This is a genomic window from Dyella sp. Tek66A03, from assembly GCF_052567735.1.
In genome coordinates this window covers 868917-888297 of sequence record NZ_CP199584.1, presented here as the reverse complement: position 1 = coordinate 888297, position 19381 = coordinate 868917, and the positions used below count along the sequence as shown (strand labels likewise).

16 protein-coding genes and 1 riboswitch are annotated in these 19381 nt (G+C 64.3%); of the genes, 11 read left to right on the top strand and 5 right to left on the bottom strand.

Annotated elements, in window-relative coordinates:
• Positions 1-256: 256 nt before the first annotated feature.
• Positions 257-490, bottom strand: a complete 234-nt coding sequence (locus ACT01B_RS03885) for a glutaredoxin family protein (RefSeq protein ID WP_445147420.1) — start codon at positions 488-490, stop codon at positions 257-259.
• Positions 491-673: 183 nt separating this feature from the next.
• Between ACT01B_RS03885 and ACT01B_RS03880 the strand changes: the two genes are divergently transcribed.
• Positions 674-2056 (top strand): L-serine ammonia-lyase, encoded by a 1383-nt coding sequence (locus ACT01B_RS03880; RefSeq protein ID WP_445146072.1) that lies wholly within the window; start codon positions 674-676, stop codon positions 2054-2056.
• Between the two features lie 200 nt (positions 2057-2256).
• The gene (locus tag ACT01B_RS03875) at positions 2257-3876 is read left to right on the top strand and encodes an APC family permease (RefSeq protein WP_445146071.1); all 1620 of its coding nucleotides are present in this window, start codon (positions 2257-2259) and stop codon (positions 3874-3876) included.
• An 85-nt stretch (positions 3877-3961) separates the two neighbouring features.
• Here the strand turns inward: ACT01B_RS03875 and ACT01B_RS03870 are convergent, their stop codons facing one another.
• The 4 genes from ACT01B_RS03870 to ACT01B_RS03855 form a co-directional block, all read right to left on the bottom strand.
• Complete coding sequence (locus ACT01B_RS03870) at positions 3962-5083, bottom strand: homoserine dehydrogenase (protein WP_445146070.1); 1122 nt, start codon at positions 5081-5083, stop codon at positions 3962-3964.
• The gene (gene metB / locus ACT01B_RS03865) at positions 5080-6270 is read right to left on the bottom strand and encodes a cystathionine gamma-synthase (protein ID WP_445146069.1); all 1191 of its coding nucleotides are present in this window, start codon (positions 6268-6270) and stop codon (positions 5080-5082) included. Before metB ends, ACT01B_RS03870 begins: the two co-directional genes overlap by 4 nt.
• A gap of 57 nt (positions 6271-6327) precedes the next feature.
• Positions 6328-7356, bottom strand: a complete 1029-nt coding sequence (gene metX, locus ACT01B_RS03860; RefSeq protein WP_445146068.1) for a homoserine O-succinyltransferase MetX — start codon at positions 7354-7356, stop codon at positions 6328-6330.
• Between the two features lie 89 nt (positions 7357-7445).
• A riboswitch (SAM riboswitch) is annotated at positions 7446-7562 on the bottom strand.
• A gap of 177 nt (positions 7563-7739) precedes the next feature.
• Positions 7740-8528 (bottom strand): hypothetical protein, encoded by a 789-nt coding sequence (locus ACT01B_RS03855; protein ID WP_445146067.1) that lies wholly within the window; start codon positions 8526-8528, stop codon positions 7740-7742.
• A 239-nt stretch (positions 8529-8767) separates the two neighbouring features.
• Here ACT01B_RS03855 and ACT01B_RS03850 point away from each other — a divergent pair, with 239 nt between their 5' ends.
• From ACT01B_RS03850 to ACT01B_RS03810, 9 genes are all read left to right on the top strand, one after another.
• On the top strand, positions 8768-9124 hold the full coding sequence (locus ACT01B_RS03850) for a DUF1304 domain-containing protein (RefSeq protein WP_445146066.1): 357 nt from the start codon (positions 8768-8770) through the stop codon (positions 9122-9124).
• An 81-nt stretch (positions 9125-9205) separates the two neighbouring features.
• Positions 9206-9871: a M24 family metallopeptidase gene (locus ACT01B_RS03845; RefSeq protein ID WP_445146065.1), complete on the top strand. Its 666-nt coding sequence runs from the start codon at positions 9206-9208 to the stop codon at positions 9869-9871.
• A gap of 26 nt (positions 9872-9897) precedes the next feature.
• Positions 9898-10392 (top strand): GFA family protein, encoded by a 495-nt coding sequence (locus ACT01B_RS03840; RefSeq protein ID WP_445146064.1) that lies wholly within the window; start codon positions 9898-9900, stop codon positions 10390-10392.
• Positions 10393-10426: 34 nt separating this feature from the next.
• Positions 10427-12028: a peptide chain release factor 3 gene (locus ACT01B_RS03835; protein WP_445146063.1), complete on the top strand. Its 1602-nt coding sequence runs from the start codon at positions 10427-10429 to the stop codon at positions 12026-12028.
• Positions 12029-12285: 257 nt separating this feature from the next.
• A complete protein-coding gene (locus tag ACT01B_RS03830) occupies positions 12286-13215 on the top strand; it encodes a lysostaphin resistance A-like protein (RefSeq protein ID WP_445146062.1) in 930 nt (309 codons plus the stop codon).
• Positions 13216-13286: 71 nt separating this feature from the next.
• Positions 13287-16940, top strand: coding sequence for a response regulator (locus tag ACT01B_RS03825; RefSeq protein ID WP_445146061.1), 3654 nt, complete (start codon positions 13287-13289; stop codon positions 16938-16940).
• Positions 16925-17806 carry a CheR family methyltransferase gene (locus ACT01B_RS03820; RefSeq protein ID WP_445146060.1) on the top strand — a complete coding sequence of 294 codons (882 nt, stop codon included), beginning with the start codon at positions 16925-16927 and terminating at the stop codon, positions 17804-17806. Before ACT01B_RS03825 ends, ACT01B_RS03820 begins: the two co-directional genes overlap by 16 nt.
• 1 nt (position 17807) lies before the next feature.
• On the top strand, positions 17808-18377 hold the full coding sequence (locus tag ACT01B_RS03815) for a chemotaxis protein CheB (protein ID WP_445146059.1): 570 nt from the start codon (positions 17808-17810) through the stop codon (positions 18375-18377).
• Entirely contained in the window at positions 18374-19369 is a 996-nt protein-coding gene (locus ACT01B_RS03810) for a diguanylate cyclase domain-containing protein (protein ID WP_445146058.1), read from the top strand. Before ACT01B_RS03815 ends, ACT01B_RS03810 begins: the two co-directional genes overlap by 4 nt.
• Positions 19370-19381 lie beyond the last annotated feature (12 nt).

The window sequence follows — 19381 nt, the reverse complement described above, 5'->3', positions numbered from 1 at the left end:
CGGCATCGCCGCTGCGTAGGCTTTTCACTCGGGCCATCCTTGGCCCTCGCCCTGCGGCAGCTTGCGCTGTGCAAAGCAGCAGTCCTGCCGCTTTGTCACTCGGGCCATCCTTGGCCCTCGCCCTGCGGCAGCTTGCGCTGTGCAAAGCAGCAGTCCTGCCGCTTTGTCACTCGGGCCATCCTTGGCCCTCGCCCTGCGGCAGCTTGCGCTGTGCAAAGCAGCAGTCCTGCCGCTTTGTCGTGCACAGGGTGCGCTCCTACGGGGTTTGGGCAAGGAACAGACGGAGCGTTGCCGCATCGAACGGCCAGTCCAGCTCACGGCCATCGCGGACATCGCGCAGCACCGGCACACGCACGCCGTAACGCTCTTCCAGCGCCGCATCGTCATCGACCCAGACGCTGTCGAAATCCGGCACGCGCGCCTCGGCCATCACAGCCAGCGCCTGGTCGCATAGGTGGCAGTAGTCGCGTTGGTAGAGCACGAATCGCATAGGCATAGGTGGTGAACGATACGCGAGCGTTCGATCACCCGCGAGCGCGCCGTGGCGGCTCCGCCAGAGCGAGGTCGCCGGCCATACGCTCGCGCACTGAACGACGCCCCGCTGCGGCGCGGCAAGCATCGCCACGCGGCCTGCGTAGAATAGACAGCCCTCCCCGCCCACATTGCGCATTCCATGGCTGTCAGCGTATTCGACCTGTTCAAGATCGGTATCGGTCCATCCTCCTCGCACACCGTGGGCCCGATGCGGGCGGCGGCGCGTTTTGCCGAGCGCTGGCTGGAAGAAAAAGGCGTGCTCGATAGAGTCACACGCGTGCGCGCGGAGTTGTATGGCTCGCTGGCGATGACCGGCCGTGGCCACGGTACCGACAAAGCGGTGCTGCTCGGCTTCGAAGGTGCGCATCCTGACACGGTCGATCCCGACCGGATTCCCGAGACGCTGGCGCGTATCCGTTCGACCCATCGCCTGCGCGTGCTTGGCAAGCACGAAATCGAGTTCGAGGAAAAGCGCGACCTGGTCTTCAACAAGCGCCAGAAGCTGCCGTTCCACACCAACGGCATGCGCTTCTCCGCCTACGACGCTGAGGGCCATGAACTGGCCACGCGTGATTACTACTCCGTCGGCGGCGGCTTCGTGGTGAATCACGACGAAGCGGCCGAAGACCGCATCGTGGCCGACACCACCGAGCAGCCATATCCCTTTTCCACCGGCGACCAGATGCTGGCGCTGTGCGAAAAGCACGGCATGACCATCGCCCAGTTGATGCTGGAAAACGAAAAGGTCTGGCGCAGCGAGGAGGAAACACGCGCAGGGCTGCTGGTCATCTGGAAGGCCATGCAGGATTGCGTCAATCGCGGCCTGCGTTCGCCCGGCGTGCTTCCCGGCGGTCTCAAGGTGGTGCGTCGCGCACCAGCGATGGCCGCTGAATTGCGCAACGAACCCGAGGCGGCGCTGAAGGACCCCCTGACCATCCTCGACTGGGTGAACCTCTACGCGCTCGCGGTGAACGAAGAAAACGCGGCCGGTGGCCGCGTGGTGACGGCGCCGACCAATGGCGCGGCCGGCATCGTGCCAGCGGTGCTGCACTACTACCACCGCTTTTGCCCGAAGTCGGACGAGAACGGCATCGTCGATTTCATGCTCACCGCCGGCGCCATCGGCATTCTCTACAAGGAGAACGCCTCGATCTCCGGCGCCGAAGTGGGCTGCCAGGGTGAAGTGGGCGTGGCCTGCTCGATGGCCGCCGGTGGCCTCACCGCCGCACTGGGTGGCAACGTGCTGCAGGTGGAGAACGCCGCCGAAATAGGCATGGAACACAACCTCGGCCTGACCTGCGACCCGATCGGCGGGCTGGTGCAGATCCCCTGCATCGAGCGCAATGCGATGGGCTCGGTCAAGGCGATCAACGCCAGCCGCATGGCGCTCAGGAGCGACGGCAAGCACCGTGTGTCACTGGACAAGGTCATCGCCACCATGCGCGACACCGGGCGCGACATGAAGGACAAGTACAAGGAAACCTCGCGTGGCGGGCTGGCGGTGAACGTCATCGAGTGCTGACGTGGCACTTGCCCCTCTCCCCTTCGGGGAGAGGGGGCTAACAGCTCGCCCTTTCCACAACCGATTCAACCACCTGCCTGCTGCGTCGCGTCACGGCCCATGACTCCCGTCAGGCTGACAGCGCCGCGCCGGGTCTGTCATCATCCGCCCCTTGTGTCGCCCGGGTGGCGGCCCGTCGATCCACAGACCTGGGAACCCGCATGTCTTCATCCAGCCCCATCCGCCGCGATGTCGGTCCCTTCGCCCTGATGCTTACCGGCCTGGGCTCGATCATCGGCTCCGGCTGGTTATTTGGTGCGGCTCGCGCGTCCAGTCTGGCCGGCCCCGGCGCGGTATGGGCCTGGGTCCTGGGCGCGGCGATCATCATGACGATCGCCCTGACCTATGCCGAACTCGGCGCCATGTTCCCCGAGTCCGGCGGCATGGTGCGCTACAGCCATTACTCGCATGGCTCGCTGGTCGGCTTCATCGGCGCCTGGGCCAACTGGATCGCCATTGTGTCGGTGATTCCGGTCGAGGCGGTCGCCTCGGTGCAGTACATGCACCATTGGCCGTTTGAATGGGCGCACAGCCTGTCCACGCCGATGGGCAACGGTCATATCGAACTGACGACGGCTGGCATGGCGATCGCCAGCGTGCTGGTGCTGGTGTATTTCCTGCTCAACTTCTGGAGCGTGAAGCTGTTCGCGCACTCCAACACCGCCATCACTACCTTCAAGCTGGTGGTTCCCGCCGCCACCGGCCTTCTGCTGATCGCCAGCGGCTTCCATCACGAAAACTTCTCGGTCGGCATTCATGGCGACCAGCACGCGATCGATTTTCCGGCCATTCTCACTGCCATAACCACCGCCGGCATCGTCTTCAGCTTCAACGGTTTCCAGAGTCCGGTGAATCTCGCTGGCGACGCGCGCAACCCCGGTCGCAGCATTCCGCTCGCGGTAGTTGGTTCGATCGCCATCGCCACGGTCATTTATGTGATTTTGCAGGTTGCCTATATCGGCGCGGTGCCGACCGAACTGCTGGCCAAGGCCGGCTGGCACGGCATCAACTTCAGCTCGCCGTTTGCCGACCTGGCGATCATTCTTGGGCTGCAGTGGATGGCTTGGCTGTTGTTCGTCGACGCCGTGATCAGCCCCAGCGGCACCGGCATCACTTATACCGCCACTACAGCACGCATGATTTACGGCATGGAGCGCAACGGCACGATGCCGAAGATCTTCGGTCGCCTGCACCCGAAGTGGGGCATCCCGCGCCCGGCCATGTGGCTCAATCTCATCGTCTCGTTTATTTTTCTGTACAACTCACGCAGCTGGGATTCGCTGGCAGCCGTGATCGGTGTGGCCACCGTGATCTCCTATCTCACCGGTCCGGTCAGCGTGATGACGCTACGTCGCACGGCAGCCGACATGCATCGACCATTCCGTCTTGCTGGTTTGCCCGTGCTCGCAGCCATCGCCTTCATCATGGCCACGGAGCTGCTGTACTGGGCAGCATGGCCGCTGACTGGCAAGATCATCCTGCTGATGGTTGTCGCCTTGCCGGTCTACATTTACTACCAGGCGAAAGCGGGCTGGCACGACATGGGTCGCCAACTCGGCGGCGCATGGTGGCTGATCGTTTACCTGCCCACCATCGCCCTGATCTCCTGGGCCGGCAGCTCGAAGTTCAACGGCCATAACTACATTCCCTACGGCTGGGACTTGCTACTGGTCGCCGTGCTCGGCTTGATCTTCTATATCTGGGGCGTGAAGTCAGGCTGGCGCACGCCTTCGGTGGAAGCGGCGGAGGCAGAAGCGTCCAATCGCCTCTCGCAACACTAAGGCGCCCCCGCATCAGGAAATTGAAAACGCGCGGTGATGAGCCGCGCGTTTTTTTATTTTGCCCAGGCTGAATGCCCGACGAAAGTCAGTGCGGAGCCAGCGCGAGCACATCGCCGAGCAGCGCCTGCGCCGTCACCTCCGGCCCCGCGCCCGGCCCCTGGATCACCAGCGGCTGGGTGTTGTAGCGCGTGGTGGTGAGGGCGAACTGGTTGTCGGTGCCATACAGCCGCGTAGCCGGATGGTTCGCGGGCACTTCAACCAGGCCGACGCGAGCGCGGCCGCGTTGATTGAGGCGGGCGAGAAAGCGTAGCGAGCCGCCGCGCGACTTCGCTTCCGCATGGCGGGTGGCGAGCGGTTCGTCCAACTCCTCCAGGCGGGCGAGGAAGGTTTCGAGGTTCACCGCGCGCAGCGACTCGGGCACCAGGCTTTCCACTTCCACCTCATCTGGGCGCAGGGCGAAGCCCGCGCAACGGGCGAGGATCAGCAGTTTGCGGGCGACGTCTTCGCCCGACAGATCGGAACGCGGATCGGGCTCGGTATAACCCAGTTCGCGTGCGCGGCGCAGCAGGGCTGAGAATGGCTGGCTGCCGTCGTACTGGTTGAACAAGTAGGAAAGCGAGCCGGAAAACACGCCCTCCAGGGTGAGCAAGGCATCGCCGCATTGGCGCAAGCGGCGCAGCGTGGACAGCACCGGCAGGCCGGCACCCACGGTAGCCGAATCACCATAGCGCCCGCCCTGCGCCAAGGCGCTTTGCAGCGAGCGCCAGCCCGGCAGATCGCCACCGGCCAGCGACTTGTTAGCGGTGACGACGTGATAGCCACGCGCCAGCCAGTCCGCATGGCGTGAGGCGAGCGCACCGCAGGCGGTGGCGTCGATGATCACCTTCACCGCGGCATCGCTCGCATCGAGTGCGCTCAGCAACACGGCATCGTCGCGGTGGTCGCCGTGACTCTTGAGCTTTTCGCGCAAGGCGCGATCGGCCAGCAGTTCGACCTGGGTCTGCTGGCGACGCGAATTGGCGGCGCCCACCAGGCGGATCGAAGCCGCTGCTGGCGTGTTGAGCAGCTTCAGAAAAGCACCGCCGACCACACCGGTGCCCAGCAGTACCGAGGCGATGTTAGGAGCGGCTTTAGCCGCGACTGCGTGGCCTGCTGGGATCGCGACTGAAGCCGCTCCCACGATGCCTGCCTCCGCCACGGCGCTCATGCGCTCACCCTGCGTTTGGCGTAGCCCACCGCTTCCGCGCGGCTGAGCGCGGCATCGAGATCACGCAGCAGATCGTCGCCATCTTCGATACCGACCGAAAGGCGCAGCAGGCTATCGGCGATACCGGCGGCGCGACGCGCCTCCGGTGCCATGGCGGCATGCGTCATCGACGCGGGATGGGCGATCAGGCTTTCCACGCCACCCAGCGACTCGGCCAGCGAGAAATAGTGCAGTCCGTCGACAAAGGCCTCGATGTTGGACACATCGCCTTGCAGTTCAAAACTCAGCATCGCGCCAAAGCCCAGTTGCTGGCGTGCCGCCAGCGCGTGACCGACATGACTCTCCAGGCCCGGGTAATAGACCTTGCTCACCGCCGCATGGCCGTCCAAACGATCGGCAATGAGGACGGCGTTTTCCTGATGCTGACGCAGGCGCACGCTTAGGGTGCGCAGGCCACGCAAGGTAAGGAAGCTATCGAACGGGGCGCCGGTGAGGCCATTGCAGTTGCCCCACCACTTGAGCTGCTCGGCCACCGCGGGATCACGCGCCACGACCGCGCCACCCACCACGTCGCTGTGGCCGTTGATGTACTTGGTGGTGGAGTGCACCACCACGTCCGCCCCCAGGGTCAGCGGCTGTTGCAGGGCCGGCGACAGGAAGGTGTTGTCGACCACCACCAGCGCGCCGACGGCATGCGCGGCCTGCGCCACGTGGCGGATATCGGTGATGCGCAGCAACGGATTCGACGGCGTTTCCACCCATACCAGGGCCGGCTTGCCGGCGAGACCCTCGGCCAGGGCATGGCCGTTGGTGAGGTCGATGAACTTGACCTGGAAGCGCCCCTTCTTCGCCCAGGCATCGAGCAGGCGCCAGGTGCCCCCATAGCAGTCGTGCGCGGCGAGAATCGTCGCCCCAGCCGGCACCAGCTCCAGCGCCAGCGCCACCGCCGCCATGCCGCTGGCCGTCACGACGGCACCGGCGCCCTGTTCCAGCTCGGCCAGCGCCTCACCCAGCAGGTCGCGCGTGGGATTGCCGCTGCGCGAGTAATCGTAGGCACGCTTGCCGCCCAGCCCGGTGAAGGCGTAGTTGGTCGACAAATGCAACGGCGGTACCACGGCGCCGTGTTGGGTATCGGACTCGATGCCAGCACGCACGGCGCGGGTACAGGGGGACGGGGTCTCGCTCATGGGTGTATCTCCGTGCGTATAGCGTTGCCGTGGGTGGCAAGGGCGTTGGTATGTGGATCAACAACCGGCCAGTGCATCGCGCAGCAACGGCGCGAGACGATCGGTTTCCTTGAGGAAGGCGTCATGCCCGTAGGGCGACTCGACCACTTCGAGCGTAGCCGGACCCAACAAGCGGCGCTGCAGCTCGCACAGGTCCGCGAGCGGCACCAGCCGGTCGGAGGGAAAGCCGATCAGCGTGGCCGGCGCGGCAATCTGCTCCGGCGGCACGTCATGCAGGTCGATGGATTCGGATAGCGCCAGGAAGCGCTCGACGTCGAAACGCTCGACGAAGCGGCGACCGGCGTGTTCCAGATAGTCCTCGACCGGGAAATGGAAACGACCGTCGCGAAATTCCGGCGCGGCGCTGAAACGGCGGGCGAACTCGTCGCTGCCGCGATACGTCGTCATCGCCAGCTGGCGGGCCAGCGCCAGTGCCTGCTCCGGCTGGCCGCAGTCCTGGCCCAAGCGCACGATGCCGCGCTGAACCGAGCGCTGTGCGGTCGCCAACGGATGCGGGCGATGGGCACCGGCCAGCAAAATCAGCCGCCCCAGTGCATACGGATGGCGCGCCGCAAACGCCAGCGCCGCCATGGCGCCGTAGGAGGAGCCGATAAAGGCATGCACACGCCCGATGCCAAGCGCCTCCACCAGGGCAGCCAGGGCATCGGCCTGGTCCTCGCTGGAGATGGCCTGCACGCCGTCGAGGTCGGCCGGGGTGATCCAGTCGATCGAGAGCACACGATAGCGCTGTAGATCCAGTGGAAGCCCGCTACCGACCAGGGCCTGCCACCACCCGGGGGCGGCCTCGCCGTCGAGCGTTACCACGTCGCGGCTGGCCGAGATGCCGCCCTGCACGATCACCGTGGGGGCGTCCGGGGCGCCACACCACAGGTAGCTCACGTCAAGCTCGCATGGCGCGCTGCCGTACTTCGGGGTGATCTGAATACGGCGCGTGCAGCGCTGGGTGGTGAGGTCCGGCCGCATGGCCGCGCCGGCCGCAGCAAGGGCGGAAACGCTGGGCGTCAGGGGCTGCGGCTGGCTGGACATCTGCTTCTCTCCGGTCGGCATCGACCTACGGACCGGAGAGGAGAGGAGAGCGCGTCACGGCGCAAGAACAGCGCGGCGGTGCGGATCTACCCTCATCTCGCGGCGTGCGCCCTAAGCGCTGCCGCAGGAATTGGCACCGTCGCGGAACTGTTCCGCAGGTTGCCCCGGCTTCAAAGGGCCTGTCCCTCCGCCGGTCTCGATGAGTTCGGTAGAATCTAGCTTCGCTCGCGCCATGTGTCAATAGACGTCTAAACGTCTAGGCGCATAGACTCCAATAGAAGATAGGCCATGACGGTCGTTGGTTACAACTAAAACCAGTTCCAGTCTCGCTTTGCGCCTCATCGCGCCAGGGCGCCTAGAGGCCCTGGCGCGGCGCCGGAAAACTACTGCTTGACCGCTACATAGGACATGGTCCGGCCCTGCAATTTGTCCTCGTAGACCATATCCATGCTCTTTCCGTCCGCACTCAGGGTCGATTTCACGACCGCAATGATCTTGCCGTTGCGCATGTCGGTTTCCACGAGGGAGTTCTTGCCGACCTGTTTCACCTTCACCGTGGAGATACCGGGGTCCCCCTTGTAGGGGGCCTCGGTGCCATCCGTCTTGGCCTGGTAGGACTGCCCAGTCGGCGTGCTCATGCCGAGCTTGCCGCCGTCCTCCTTATAGGTGAACAACAGACCGTTGTCGGAGAAGCCCGCGATATCGGACGTCACCCAAGAACCCGATATGGCATGCGCGCCGGCCGGACCTTTCGCCACCTGCTTCATGCCGCCTTTGCCGGTCACCGGATCGCTACTGGTGTTGCTGCTGTCGGTGAACTCGAATTGGGCCGTCGCCCCATCCGGCGATACAGTCGTGGTCGAGGTCGACACTACCTTGCCGCCCTTCTTCTCGATTTCCTTCACGGTATGGTCGTCCACCACCTGCACAACCATCGTGTCGTAATAGGGGTGCCCGGTAACCTTCTGGTCGGTGCCGTCCGCCTTGACCTTGATGGCTGGCACACAGGTCTTGCACTCGTACATGCCGTTCTGAAGCACGATCACATCGGGCTTCTTGGACATCTGCACCTTGTTGGTGTCGATCTTCCAGGTGCCGTCGAAGGCGCTCTGCGCCATCGCATACACCGGACAAAGCAGGACCAGCAGACCGATACACAGTGACTTCTTCATGGTTGCGACTCCCCAGATAGTGAGTGTGGCCAGGTATTGCCCATCGCCCCCATGCCGACGCCCCTGTCGTTCGAGCAAGACTCCCTTCCGGACCCAGCCGTTCGAACGTACGCCCGCCCCCAACCCCTAGCAATCAGCTGAAAGGGTTAGAAAAAGCCGGGATATGGCGGCCCGAATTTGCGACCCGGCACCCCGCCTGCAACACTGCGTCGCACCTAGGCCACGCATCGGCAACCACCATGTCCATCGCCGCCAACCTTGTCATTGCCCTGGTTGCCCTGCTGCACGTCTGGTTTCTGATCCTGGAAATGTTCCTGTGGGACAAACCCTCAGGGCGGCGCGCGTTCGGGCTCACGGCCGATTTCGCCGCCCAGTCCAAGGTGCTGGCAGCCAACCAGGGGCTCTACAACGGCTTTCTGGCCGCGGGGCTGTGCTGGGGACTGTGGCTGGGCGGCAACGGCACCGATATCCAGCTGTTCTTTCTCGGCTGCGTGCTGATCGCCGGATTGTTCGGCGGGCTGACGGCGAACCGAAAAATACTCGCCATCCAGGCCCTGCCGGCCCTGATCGGGTTGGCCCTGGTGGCGCTAGCCTGATCGCCGGCAGGGACGGGATCTCCTGCAGACGACGTGACCCTGTGCCATGCTTTTCGTTCGATCGCAATGCCGGACCACCCCATGAGCCCCATTGAACAGGAAGCGGTGGGCAACCGCTTCGATCTCCGCCTGATGCAGCATGCGCGCGAACGCAGTTGGGCCGCGCTGCAAGGCATCCGCGAGCGCATGCGGGCCGGCATCAGCGAGGATGAAGCCAGGACCGCAGCCGCCGAGGTGTTCCAAGCGCTGGGCATGGAGCGCCTGTGGCACCCGGTGATCATCCGCATCGGACCCAACACCACCAAGACCTACCGCGAGCGCTCCGACGCCAGCGTGCGCCTGGGCGAAAACGACATCTACTTCATCGACCTGGGCCTGGTATTCGAAGGCCACGAGGGCGACGTGGGCGACACCTTCGTGGTCGGCGATGCTCCTGCGCTGCAAGCCTGCGCCGACGCCGCCCGGGCTCTGTTCAAGGTGGTCGCCGATGCCTGGCGCACCCAGGGTCTTAGTGGCGAAGCGCTCTATGGCTTCGCCGAGCAGCAGGCCGAGGCAATGGGCTGGCGACTCAACCACGAGGTCAAGGGCCATCGCGTCAGCGACTTTCCCCATGCGGTGCACAAGGCAGGCGACCTCGGCGAACTGGGCGAACGACCCGCCAGCGGCCTGTGGATCCTGGAGATCCAGATCGCCCACCCCAGCGAACCCTACGGCGCCTTCTACGAGGACTTGCTGAGCGTCGACTAGGGCGCCCATCCACGAGGAGTGACGGCATGACCAACGGTGACCCCATCCTTGAAGGCGGCTGCGACTGCGGCGAGCTGCGTTACCGGTTGCTCGGCCCTCCCCTGTTCGTGCATTGCTGCCACTGCCGCTGGTGCCAGCGCGAAACCGGCACGGCCTTCGCCCTCAACGCCCTGATCGAAACCGAGCGACTGACCCTGCTCAAGGGCATGACCGAGGCCATCGTGACGCCCTCGAACAGCGGCAAGGGCCAGACCATCATGCGCTGCCCGAACTGCCGCCTGGCCCTGTGGAGCCACTACGCCGGCGGCGGCAACCTGGTCGCCTTTGTACGGGTGGGCACCCTGGACGAGCCGGACCGGATCCGGCCCGACATCCACATCTACACCACGACCAAGCAGCCCTGGGTGGTCATTCCCGAGGGCGTGCCCGCGGTGGACGAGTTCTATCAGGCCGACCAATACTGGCCGCCGGCGAGCCTGGAACGACGCCAGATCCTGCGGGAAAAGCGCGCCAGGGACTAGTACAATGGCCGGTTCGCAAGCCTGATAGCCCGCCATGTCCTCGCATCTGACCGAAACCCGCCGCCGCCGTACTTTCGCCATCGTCAGCCATCCTGACGCGGGCAAGACCACGTTGACCGAAAAGCTGCTGCTGTTCGGCGGTGCCATCCAGATGGCCGGCTCGGTCAAGGGCCGCAAGGCTGCCCGCCACGCCACGTCCGACTGGATGGCGCTGGAAAAGGAGCGCGGCATTTCGGTGACCTCGTCGGTGATGCAGTTCCCGTACGAGGAACGCATCATCAACCTGCTCGACACCCCGGGCCACGCGGACTTTTCCGAAGATACCTACCGCGTGCTGACGGCGGTCGACTCGGCACTGATGGTGATCGACTGCGCCAAGGGTGTGGAAGAACGCACGATCAAGCTGATGGAGGTGTGCCGCCTGCGCGACACGCCGATCATGACCTTCATCAACAAGCTCGACCGCGAAGGCCGCTCGCCGATCGAACTGCTGGACGAAGTGGAGTCGGTGCTGGGCATCGCCTGCGCGCCGCTGACCTGGCCCATCGGCATGGGCAAGCGCCTGAAGGGCGTGTATCACCTGCTACTCGACGAAGTGCATGTGTTCGAGCAAGGCAAGAACTTCACCCGCCAGGACTCGACCATCTTCAAGGGTCTCGACGCACCAGGCCTCGCCGAGAAGATCGGCGCTGAAGCACTGGCCGAACTGCGCGACGAGCTGGAGCTGGTGCAAGGCGCCTCGCATCCGTTCGACCTGGACCAGTACCTTGCCGGCAAACTGACGCCAGTGTTCTTCGGCTCGGCGGTGAACAACTTCGGCGTGCAGCTGCTGCTGGACTTCTTTGTGCAGCACGCACCCTCGCCGCGCCAGCGCGCCACGCTGACGCGCGAAGTGAAGCCCGAGGAAGACAAGCTCACCGGCTTCGTCTTCAAGATCCAGGCCAATATGGATCCGGCGCACCGCGACCGCATCGCCTTCATGCGCGTCTGCTCGGGCACCTATACCGCCGGCATGAAGATGATCCAGACGCGCACCGGCAAGGAAGTACGCATTGCCAATGCGCTGACCTTCATGGCCAGTGATCGCGAGATCGTCGAGTCGGCTTATCCCGGCGACGTGATCGGCCTGCACAACCACGGCACCATCGGCATCGGCGACACCTTCAGCGAAGGTGAGATGGTGAACTTCACCGGCATCCCGAACTTCGCGCCGGAACTGTTTCGCCGCGCCCGCCTGCGCGACCCCATGAAGATGAAGGCCTTGCAGAAGGGACTGGCGCAGCTGTCCGAGGAGGGAGCCACCCAGTTCTTCCGTCCCCTGATGAGCAACGACCTCGTGCTTGGCGCAGTCGGCGTGCTGCAGTTCGATGTGGTGGCCTACCGCCTCAAGGACGAATACAGCGTCGACGCCAGCTTCGAAACCGTCGGCGTCGTCACGGCGCGCTGGGTGCATTGCGATGACGCAAAGAAGCTCGAGGAATTCCGCGAGAAGAACGCCATGAACCTCGGCATCGACGGCGCCGGCGAACTGGTCTATCTCGCTCCCTCGCGCGTGAACCTGCAGTTGGCGCAGGAGCGCTGGCCACAGGTTCGCTTCTCTGCCACGCGCGAGCACGCCACCTCCGTCGATCTCTAAGCGCCACGCCGCACCCTCTTGTTGATGCAGGAGCGCACCCTGTGCGCGATCACGGAGTCATCGCTCCGTTGGTTTGTCACTCGAGCCATCCTTGGCCCTTGGGCCATTTTTGGTCCTCGCCCTACGGGCAGCTGACGCTGTGCAAACCGGCCTTCCTGCCGGTTTGTCGCGCACAGGGTGCGCTCCTACAAGCTGCCATGGTCGCCCGGTCTGCGCGCTGCTAGCCTTGCACCCTGCATTCAAGGGGGCCCTATCGCATGCCAGCCGCACACGTAGCTTTCAGCACACCCAGCTCCGCCACCGCCTGGCAACGTTGGATGGTGTTCTCGCCGGTCGCGCGCATCGTGTTCTTCGCAGCACTTATGTTCGTGCTGTACAAGCTGACTTACATGAGTGTGGTCGGCCTGGGCTTGGTAGGCAAAGGCGTCGACCCGCTGGTCCGTTCGCTGGGCATCCTGGCCATCTCACTGGTGCCGGCCGTCGTCAGCTACTTCGTGCTGGTCAAGGCGGTCGAACGCCGGCCCATGCAAGAGCTCGCCTGGCGCGATTTGCCGACCTGGGGCGCGCTCGGCCTGGTGCTCGGCGCCGTGTTATTCAGCACGGTTGTACTGGTGCTCTGGCTGGTCGGCAGCTATCACGTCAGCGGCAGCGACCCCCATGTGAACTGGTTGCCTGCGCTCCTGGTCGTCGGTGTGGGCGCCGGCGTCGCCGAGGAAATCATCACGCGCGGCGTGTTGTTTCGCATGACGGAGGAAGGCTTGGGCACCTGGTGGGCGCTAGCCATTTCCGCCTTGTTCTTCGGCGGTGCGCACATCTTCAACACCGGCGCGACGTTGTGGAGTTCGCTGGCCATCGCCATCGAAGCCGGCGTGCTACTCACGCTACTCTTTCACGTTACCCGCTCACTATGGCCATGTATCGGACTGCACGCGGCCTGGAACGTGATGCAAGGCACGGTTTTCGGCATTCCCGTTTCGGGAACGGAAGCGCACGGCTGGCTGCTTTCCTCGCGCACCGGTCCCGACTGGTTGAGTGGCGGCGTGTTCGGCGCGGAGGCATCCGTGGTGGCGCTGCTGGTCTGCTCATGCTGCTCGGTGGTGCTGTTGGTGGTCGCGCTTCGCCGCGGTTCCATCGTGCCGCCTGCCTGGCGTCGACGTCGGGCGATGGCGGCTACCGCCGCCAGTTGACTGCAGATACTCTGGCCGGGCCCGCTACGGCCCGGCAGGACGCCAAGGCCATCACGAACGACGAAAGACGCATGGCCAATCCAACAAGCAGATACTCCTGGCTCGCCCATCAACCGATGCAGCGAAAGATCCTGATTGCGATTGGCACGCTGCTGCTGCTCTTCGTCATATCGGGCCTGGTCACACTGCAGTCCGTGTCGCGCCAGGCCACCAGCTCGCATTGGACCCGGCATACCTACGAGGTCAAGCTTAAGCTCGCTGACACGGTGCGTGCCCTGCAAGCCAGCCAGATCGGCGCACGCGGCTACCTGCTTACGCAGCAACCGGCGGAACTTGCCGCGTTTCAACAGGCCAACCACGATCTTTCCGAAAACATCAGCCAGCTGCGGCAACTGACGTCCGACAACCCCCTACAGCAGGCCCGCATCGACCAGTTGCTAAGCCTGACCACCAAGTGGCAGCAGGAGGTGGCCAGCGCGGCCATCGATGCCGTGAAGGACGTCACCACGCCCGATCCCGCCACCGCCGCGCTGCAACGCGAGAAAATCCAGTCGAACTATCTGAGCCACCTTTCGGTTAGCGTCAGCGACATACTGATCCTGATCAGGCAGATGGATGACAGCGAGTCGACCCTGCTCGACCAGCGCGAACAAATCCAGCACCGGGATGTGCTCGAGGTGCAAGCCGTCACCTGGATCACCCTATTGCTGAGCCTGGTGCTTGGCGTCGCGGTGATCACCATGACCTTCCGCCTGATCACCCGGCCGATCCGCCGCATGACCGACCTGATGACGCGCTTGGCGGCACACGATCACACCGTCGAGATCCGCCAGCTGGAACGCCGTGACGAAATCGGCGAGATCGCCCGCGCACTGCAGGTATTCAAGCAGATGGCGATCGAAACCAGCGCGCAGACCTGGGTGAAGACCCAGGTTTCGCAGATTGCCACCGAACTGCAGGCGGTCAGTGACCCGCGCGAATTCGCCGACCGGCTGACCGGCGCGCTGGTGCCGCTGCTGCAAGGCGGTGTCGGCGTGTTTTACATGTACGACGAGGACGACCGCAGCCTGCTGCTGGAAGGCAGTTACGGTTACCAGCATCGCCGTCACCTGAGTTCGCATTACGCGCTGGGTGAAGGGCTGGTGGGACAGTGCGCGGTGGAACGCAAACCGATCTCCCTGCAGGACGTGCCCAACGACTACGTGCACATTCACTCCGGCACCGGCGAAGCCTTGCCGCGCACGATTACCTTGTTGCCGCTGCTGTTGCGCGACAAGCTGCTTGGCGTTCTGGAGCTGGCCAGTTTCCGCCATCTCACCGAGCCGCAGGAGCGTCTGCTAAGCGAGCTGCTGCCGATCGCATCGCTGTCGCTGGAAAACCTGAGTCGCGCGATCCGCACCGAGAGTCTGCTCAAGCGCACCCGCGAACAGGCCGACGAGCTGCGCGAATCGGAAGAGGCCCTGCGTCACCAGCAGCACGACCTGCAGACCAGCAACGAAGAACTCAACGCCAAGACCCGCGAGCTGCAGGAGCAATCGCAACGCTTGCTGGCTTCGGAAGAAGAGCTTCGCGTGCAGACCGAGGAATTGCAGGCCTCCAACGAGGAGCTGCGGCAGAAGACGGACACGCTCAACCATCAGAAGCAAGTGCTGGAGACCTTGCAGCGCGAAACCCAGGACAAGGCTGAGGAACTCGCGCGGGCCAGCCAGTACAAGTCCGAATTCCTCGCCAACATGTCGCACGAGTTGCGCACACCGCTGAACAGCCTGCTGATCCTGTCGCGCAACCTGGCCGACAATCGCGAAGGCAACCTGGACGACGAGCAGATCGAGTCGGCTCGCATCATTCACGACTCCGGCAGCAACCTGCTGCGGCTGATCAACGACATCCTCGACCTGTCCAAGGTCGAGGCCGGCAAGATGGAAGTGATGCTGGACGATTTCCCGCTGGCGGATCTGGAACGCGTACTGCGGCGCACGTTCAGTCATGTGGCGCAGGAAAAACGGCTTGCCCTGCATATCGACATCGATGCCGCCCTGCCGACCAGCATCTGCACGGACGCCAGCAAGCTCGAACAGGTGGCGAACAACCTGATCGGCAATGCATTCAAGTTCACCCACCACGGCTCGGTAAGCGTCCACCTCGGGCGGCCTTCAGCCGCCATCGTCCTGCCCGAAACGCTGCGCGGAAAGGACGTCATCGCCATCGCCGTCAGCGACACCGGCATTGGCATTCCGTCCGAAAAGGCGCACAAGATCTTCCACGCCTTCGAGCAGGTCGACGCCAGCACCAGCCGGCAGTACGGCGGCACCGGCCTGGGCCTGGCCATCTCCAAACGTTTGGTCGAATTGCTCGATGGCGATATCGTGGTGCACAGCGACGTCGGTCATGGCAGCACCTTCACCATCCTGCTCCCCGAGCGCAGCCCGCAAGGCGCCAGCTTCAAGCCGCCGACGGCCGATACGACGATGCTGCCGGCAGCGCCACGCCCAGCACCCCAAGCCGGACTGCTGCCCGAAACCATCGACGACGATCGCGCCAGCCTCGCTCCCGCTGACACGGTCATCCTTATCATCGAGGATGACCCGGTATTCGCGCGCATTCTTGCCGACATGGTTCATCGCAAGGGTTACCGCGTGTTGGCCGCAGCCGATGGCGAGTCTGGCCTTCAGCTGGCCCAGCACTATCGACCCACGGGCATTCTGCTCGACGTGATGTTGCCCGGCATGGACGGCTGGACGGTGATCGAACGGTTGAAGGAAAGTCCGGTCACACGCCACGTGCCGGTGCACTTCATCTCCGCCGTCGACGAGGCGCATCGGGGCCGTGAGCTGGGCGCGGTGGGTTTCCTGACCAAGCCGGTCAGTCGCGAAGCCATCAGCGGGGCATTCGACCGCCTACTGCACTTCGCGGAAGGACAAACACGTCAGCTGCTGGTCATCGACGACGACCGCGACTCGCGCGCGGCGCTGCGTACCCTACTGCGCCATGACGACGTGAGCATCGACGAGGTCGGCAGCGCCGAGGACGCGCTGCAGCACATGGCCGAGACCGGCTACGACTGCATCGTGCTCGACCTCGGCCTGCCCGGGATGTCGGGTATGGACTTCCTCGAGCAGCTCTCCGCTGCCGGGCGCCTGCCGCCGGTGGTGGTCTATTCCGGCCGCGAGCTCAGCCGCGAAGAAAGCCTCAAGCTGCGCCAGTACACCGACAGCATCGTGATCAAGGGTGTCCGTTCGGCGGAACGCCTGATGGATGAGGTGAGTCTGTTCCTGCACAGCTTCCGCGACGGCGGCAAGCACATGCGGGCAACCGCGGCGGCCTCGCCCGCGGCGCCCGACGGTAGCGAGCTGCGCGAGCGCAAGGTGCTGCTGGTGGACGATGACATGCGCAACCTGTTCGCGCTGTCCAAGGTGCTGCGTGGATGGGGCATGCACGTCACCATGGCGCAGGACGGCCTGAAGGCGCTCAAGATGCTGGCCGACCACGACGACATCGAGCTGGTCTTGATGGACGTGATGATGCCGGTGATGGACGGCTACGATACGATTCGCGATATTCGCGCCCAACCTCGGCTGGTCCGTCTGCCGATCATCGCACTCACCGCCAAGGCCATGCGCGGCGATCGCGAGAAGTGCCTGGAAGCTGGCGCCAATGATTACCTGTCCAAGCCGATCGACATTGACAAGCTGTCGTCGATGATGCGCGTATGGCTGCAACGATGAACGAACGGCGCGAACCCGTGCCGGTCAAGGACGTCGCGCTGGAGGATATCGAGGTCGAGTTGTTCGTGCGTGCGCTCAGGCTGCGTCACGGCTACGACTTCAGCCAATACGCGCCGGCCTCGCTCAAGCGCCGCGTGCTGCAGCTGGCCCGCGCACTGGAAGCGCACACCGTCAGCGCACTCACGGCCCGCCTGCTGCACGAACCCGGCCTGCTATCGGTCGTACTGGCGGGACTGTCCGTACCCGTGTCGGAAATGTTTCGCGATCCGGATGTGTTTCGCGCGTTGCGCGAACAAGTGTTCCCGGTACTGGCCTCCTACCCCCAGATCAATATCTGGCAGGCAGGCTGCGCGCGTGGGCAGGAGGTGTACTCGCTGGCCATCCTGCTGGAAGAAGCCGGCCTGTACGAGCGCACCCAGATCTACGCCACCGACTTCAACGAAGACGCGCTAACCCAGGCGCAGGAGGGCATCTACCCTTCCAAGGAGGCGCAACTGTGGTCACGCAACTACCTTGCCGCTGGCGGCAGCCATACCCTGGCCGACTACTACAGCGCCCGCTATGAGTTCATAAAACTGGACCAGCGACTGCGCCGCAACGTGATCTTCGCCAACCACAACCTGGTGACCGACGAGGTGTTTTGCGAGGCGCACCTGGTGCTATGCCGGAACGTGTTGATCTACTTCTCCGACCCATTGCAGGACCGTACGCTCGCGCTGTTCCGTGACAGCCTGGTGCGCGGTGGCTTTCTTTGCCTGGGCACGCGCGAAAGCCTCGACTTCGCGCCCTCGTCGATCGACTTCACCGCAGTGGAGACCGCCTCGCGCATCTACCGCCTTGGTCCTCGCACAGCCGTCAGGGACTGATATGGCCACGCCGCAAGCCATCGTCATTGGATGCTCGGCCGGCGGATTGACCGCACTGGAGGCGCTGTTTGCCGCACTCGATCCAGCACTGCCCCAGCCCATCGCCGTTTGCTGTCACACGGGCTCCTCGACGGTCGACCTGTTATGCGAGCTGCTTGGCGATCACGCCCGCCTGCCGGTCGTCGAGGCGCGTGAACGCGAGCCGCTCAAGGGTGGCGTCATCCATATCGCGCCCAGCGGCTATCACCTGCTGGTGGAAGCCAGCCGTCGCTTCTCGCTATCGGTCGATGCGAGAGTCAGTTTCGCGCGCCCCTCGATCGATGTGCTGTTCGAATCCGCCGCCGAGGCGTACCGCGACGCCCTGATCGGCATCGTGCTCACCGGCGCCAACAGCGATGGTGCGGAGGGCCTGCGCCGGATTCGCCAGCTAGGTGGCCTGGCTATCGCCCAGGACCCTGCCGACGCCGAACAATCAGCCATGCCCCAGGCGGCCCTGGATCTCGCCGGCGCCGACCACTGTCTTCCACTGGCGGCCATCGCGCCGTTGCTCAACCGTCTTTGCCTGCCATGAATATCGCCTCCCCCAAGATCCTCGTCGTCGACGACACGCCTGCCAACCTGGTCGCCATGCGCCGCCTGTTGACCGACAGTGGCGCCCGGCTGTACGAAGCCGACAGCGGCAACGCTGCACTGGCCCTGTGCCTGGATCATGAGTTCGCGCTGATCCTGCTCGACGTGAACATGCCCGAGATGGACGGCTTCGAAGTGGCCGCGCTACTGGGAGAAGCGGAGCATCTGCGCGAGACGCCGATCATCTTCGTCACTGCCGCCTACGCGGACGACATGAACCGGCTGCGCGGTTATCGCTTTGGAGCGGTCGACTACATCGCCAAGCCGATCAATGACGTGATCCTGCAATCGAAGGTACGCGTGTTCCTGGAACTCTATGCCGCACGCGCCCAGCTGAAGATGACCCTTGACGCCCTCTCCGAGCGCAACACGCAGCTCAGCGAGGAAATCGCCGAGCGCAAGCGCATCGAGGCGCAGATTCGCCATCAGGCCACGCACGACATGCTCACCGGCCTACCCAACCGCACCCTGTTCCATGACCGCCTGCGTACCGCAATGCAGCGTGTGCCGCGGCATGGTCATGGCTTTGCGCTGGCCCTGTTGGACATCGACGGCTTCAAGGGAGTCAATGACAACCACGGCCATCCTGCGGGCGATGCGCTATTGCAGGCCATTGCCCAGCGACTGAGCGAACAGGTACGGGCGAACGATACGGTGGCACGCCTGGGTGGCGACGAGTTCGCGCTGATCGTGGAAGACGTTGGCGACCTGCCATCCCTGCTCAAGCGCTGCGAACAGGTGTGTGCAGTGCTCGCTGAACCGTACTCTCTTCAGGGAAGCGAAGGTCGGTTCGCGGTCTACGTAAGTGCCAGCATCGGCATTGCCGTGTGGCAGGATGCCGGCGGCAGCGACGAGGCGCTGATCCATGCGGCCGACCGTGCGCTTTACCAGGCCAAGGGCGAAGGCAAGAATCGCTGCGTACTGGCGCCATAAATCAGCGCCGAT